This is a genomic window from Candidatus Megaera venefica, assembly GCF_034554655.1.
In the GTDB taxonomy this organism is placed as follows: Bacteria; Pseudomonadota; Alphaproteobacteria; order Rickettsiales; family Rickettsiaceae; genus Megaera_A; species Megaera_A venefica.
On sequence record NZ_JARJFB010000162.1, the window covers coordinates 1 to 3,530 of the forward strand.

Annotated in this window: 6 protein-coding genes; all 6 read left to right on the forward strand. The window is 33.7% G+C overall.

The annotated features are described in order from the left end of the window. Nucleotides 1-653, forward strand: a 653-nt coding sequence (gene hemH / locus Megvenef_RS08050) for a ferrochelatase (protein WP_322777433.1), incomplete at its 5' end; no start/stop codon positions are given. Nucleotides 654-663: 10 nt separating this feature from the next. After that, nucleotides 664-1,101, forward strand: a complete 438-nt coding sequence (hemJ, locus tag Megvenef_RS08055; protein WP_322777434.1) for a protoporphyrinogen oxidase HemJ — start codon at nt 664-666, stop codon at nt 1,099-1,101. A gap of 75 nt (nt 1,102-1,176) precedes the next feature. Next, nucleotides 1,177-1,713: a peptide deformylase gene (def, locus tag Megvenef_RS08060; RefSeq protein ID WP_322777435.1), complete on the forward strand. Its 537-nt coding sequence runs from the start codon at nt 1,177-1,179 to the stop codon at nt 1,711-1,713. 178 nt (nt 1,714-1,891) lie between these two features. After that, nucleotides 1,892-2,806: a methionyl-tRNA formyltransferase gene (fmt, locus tag Megvenef_RS08065; protein ID WP_322777436.1), complete on the forward strand. Its 915-nt coding sequence runs from the start codon at nt 1,892-1,894 to the stop codon at nt 2,804-2,806. Nucleotides 2,807-2,820: 14 nt separating this feature from the next. Further along, complete coding sequence (locus Megvenef_RS08070) at nt 2,821-2,973, forward strand: hypothetical protein (protein WP_322777437.1); 153 nt, start codon at nt 2,821-2,823, stop codon at nt 2,971-2,973. A 229-nt stretch (nt 2,974-3,202) separates the two neighbouring features. Beyond that, nucleotides 3,203-3,530, forward strand: a 328-nt coding sequence (locus Megvenef_RS08075; RefSeq protein WP_322776028.1) for a transposase, incomplete at its 3' end; no start/stop codon positions are given.

Consider the following 3,530-nt stretch of genomic DNA (forward strand, 5'->3'; position numbering starts at 1 on the left):
CAACTACAGCATCTTCAATAGAAGAATTTACTAAAATAAAAAGTAAATCATTGATTAAAGACATTATTTCTAAGACAATATGTTGTTATCCCCTAGATGATAATTTTGTTAAAGCCCATGTTAATCTTATTATCGAAGCGATAAATAAAGTAAAAGATAAAAATAATTATAGAGTATTATTTTCAGCCCATGGTTTACCAAAAAAAATAATTGAGTCTGGTGATCCTTATCAATGGCAAATTGAAGCTTCTGTAAATGAAGTAATTGATCAGATGCCATTTGAAGGTTTTGATTATAAAATTACTTACCAAAGTAGAGTTGGACCACTGGAGTGGATCGGTCCAAGTACTGAAGATGAGATTGAAAATGCTGTAAAGGATGGAAAAGAATTGGTAATAGTTCCTATTGCTTTTGTTAGTGAGCATTCAGAGACGCTTGTTGAACTTGATATAGAATATAAACATATTGCTGATAAAAAGGGAGTAAATTATATCAGAGTTCCGACATTAAGTATTAATAACCTATTTATTAAATCGTTGAGTGAGATTATACTAAAAGCTCAAGATAAAGATGGAGAATTTTTAACCTCTTCGTCTTTTTTAAGGATTTGTCCAAGTAACTTTACAAAATGTCCGTGTAAAAAAATAAATTAAGAAAGATTTTATGGCAGATTATTTTATGTGGTACAAAGCCATTCACGTGATTTGTGTTATATCATGGATGGCGGCAATGTTTTATATGCCAAGGCTATTTGTTTATCATACTAGAGCAGAAGTTGGTTCAGAAATGGATAAAACATTTCAGCAGATGGAATATAAATTACTGAAAATCATTATGACTCCTTCTATGATTTTAACCTATTTTTTTGGCATATTAATAGCTTATATTTACGGATTTGTAGCTCTTGGTGTTTGGTTTCATATAAAAATGACAGCTGTTCTTGGTTTGACTATCTTTCATGGAATACTAGCCAAATGGAGAAAAGATTTCCTCAAAGGTACTAATAAGCATTCTGAAAAATTTTATAGGCTTATCAACGAAATACCACCAATATTAATGATTATCGCAGTTGTAATGGTTATTGTAAAACCGTTTGAGTAAGATTTAACTTATATTTACAGTTTATACTATTTATGTTATAATAACCCACTAATTAGTTAATATAGATCAATGTTTATGGCAAAGCTTGAAGTGCTAACAGCACCAGATCCAATTTTAAAAAAGAAAGCAATTGCTGTTGAGTCAGTTGATGATTCAGTGCGAAAGCTTATGGATGATATGCTTGAGACTATGTATGAAGATCGTGGTGTTGGATTAGCAGCAAATCAGGTAGGTGTACTAAAGAGAGTTTTAGTATTAGATTTGCAAAATGATGATGAAGAAGAAAGACCAGAGGGATTCTATCCACTATATATTGCCAATCCTGAAATAACAGAAGCTTCTGATGAACTTATTGAAGCTGAAGAATATTGTTTGTCAGTTCCAGATCAAGGAGTACCTGTTTCAAGGCACGCTTCAATTAAAATAAAATATCTTGATTATAATAATAAAGTTCAGACTCTTTTAGCTATAGGATGGTTGGCAAGAGCAATTCAACACGAAATGGACCATTTAAATGGAAAAATACTCATTGACTATTTATCTGTATTAAAGAAAAATGTTGTTCTTCGTAAGCTTACAAAATTAAAAAAAATGTCTGCTACTACCAAATAGCTAGAATTAATTAACCTGAACTAAGTGATAAACCGTGTGAGTTATCCTGAACTTGTTTCAGGATCTCAAGAAGACCTCGGATCAAGCCAGGGGGGCTAGTGGTTGCTTTTGATAACTTTTATCCAGAGGTCAGGTTAATTAATAAGCACAAATAGGAATTTTACTTTAAGGATAAATTGTGGATATAATTTTCATGGGAACGCCAGAGTTTGCTATTCCGGCTCTGCAAAATCTAATTTTATCAAGTGATAACAGGGTAAAAGCTGTTTTTACCAGGGCACCAAAGGCACAGGGGCGGGGAATGAGGCTTACTAATTCACCAGTTCATGATTTAGCCATTTCGCATAATATAGAAGTCTACACGCCAAAAACGCTTAAGAACGAAGAAGCCATCAAATTGATTGATTCAATTGAAGCTGACATAATTGTTGTAGTTGCCTATGGTTTTATTATTCCAGAGAATATACTAAGAGCCAAGAAATATGGCTGTCTAAATATTCATCCGTCCAAACTTCCTAAGTACCGAGGAGCCGCGCCACTGCAAAGAACAATTATAAACGGAGAAACAGAGACGGCTGTATGTATAATGCAAATGGATAAAGGGCTTGATACTGGGGATATAATTTTGCAAACAAATTTAGCTCTACACTCAAAAGTTACTCTACAAGAACTACATGATCAATGCGCTAAAATTGGTGGAGAATTACTTCTAGAGGTGCTAAAAAATATTGATACTTTACCCAGAATTAAGCAGTCAGAGATAGGTAGCTCTTATGCTGATAAATTGACAAAAGAAGAGGCAAAAGTTAATTGGAATGATTCTGCATTTGATATTGATTGTAAGATCAGAGGAATGAACCCATGGCCTGGAGTGTATTTTATACATGATTCTAAGACTATAAAAATACTTGAAGCAACTTGGACTAACAACCAACACCAATCTAATCCTGGAGAAATTCTAAATAATAATTTTGAGGTTGCTTGCGGCAGCGGAACATTAATAATTAAATCCCTAAAACCTGAAGGAAAACCTAAAATGTTAGCAACTGACTACTTACGCGGCACTTCTTTTGATACAACTAAAAAAACCTGATCTTAATCTTAGAGATGCGATTAAGTAAAGTGAACTTATGGATAAGGAATAGAGTCGTATGGTTTTATACTGGGGCTTGCTGTACGTACGGTCATCCTGAATTTAGTTCAGGATCTCATGAGATAGGAGAAGATTACTTGCCCGAAGAGACATGCGAAGCCCACTGAGTTCAGCACGACGGTAGATAAGAAGATACCGGATCAAGCCCGGTATGACTGTGTTTCTTGCCGGACATAACTAAATCTAATATTTCTCTTATCCATATTTGGGTTTAAGTAGTCCCTCCGTCAAAACTCTCCCCGCCTGAATTAACAAGGGGTTTCATGTCATAAACAGCTTACAAAATCCATAAGAAAATGGTATAATTACCGCATAAAGCTTACGGATTTTAAAATTATGCCTATAGAAAATATTACTTTTCTCCAAAAACAAGAAAGGTTATTTGAAGAGAAATTATCTACAAAACTAAATCCTAAAAACAAGTTATATAAACTAAGGGATTTAGTAAATTGGTCTGAACTTGAAGCCAGAGCATTGCCTAACATTGAAATCAAGCAATTTGGTAGAAATAAGAAAGATCATAGAGTAATGCTAGCACTATCAATGCTTCAAGCTATGTACAACGGTTCTGATTCGTTTACGGAGGAAGAGCTAAAGGAAAATATTTATTGGCAATATTTTTGTGGTTATGAATATTTGCAGCAAGATCTTGATGTGTCTGAAG

What these genes read in the sequence shown, in the direction of transcription:
- hemJ (WP_322777434.1), top strand. Translation starts at nt 664, where the DNA reads ATGGCAGATTATTTTATGTGGTACAAAGCCATTCACGTGATTTGTGTT.
- Megvenef_RS08070 (WP_322777437.1), top strand. Translation starts at nt 2,821, where the DNA reads ATGCGATTAAGTAAAGTGAACTTATGGATAAGGAATAGAGTCGTATGG.
- def (WP_322777435.1), top strand. Translation starts at nt 1,177, where the DNA reads ATGGCAAAGCTTGAAGTGCTAACAGCACCAGATCCAATTTTAAAAAAG.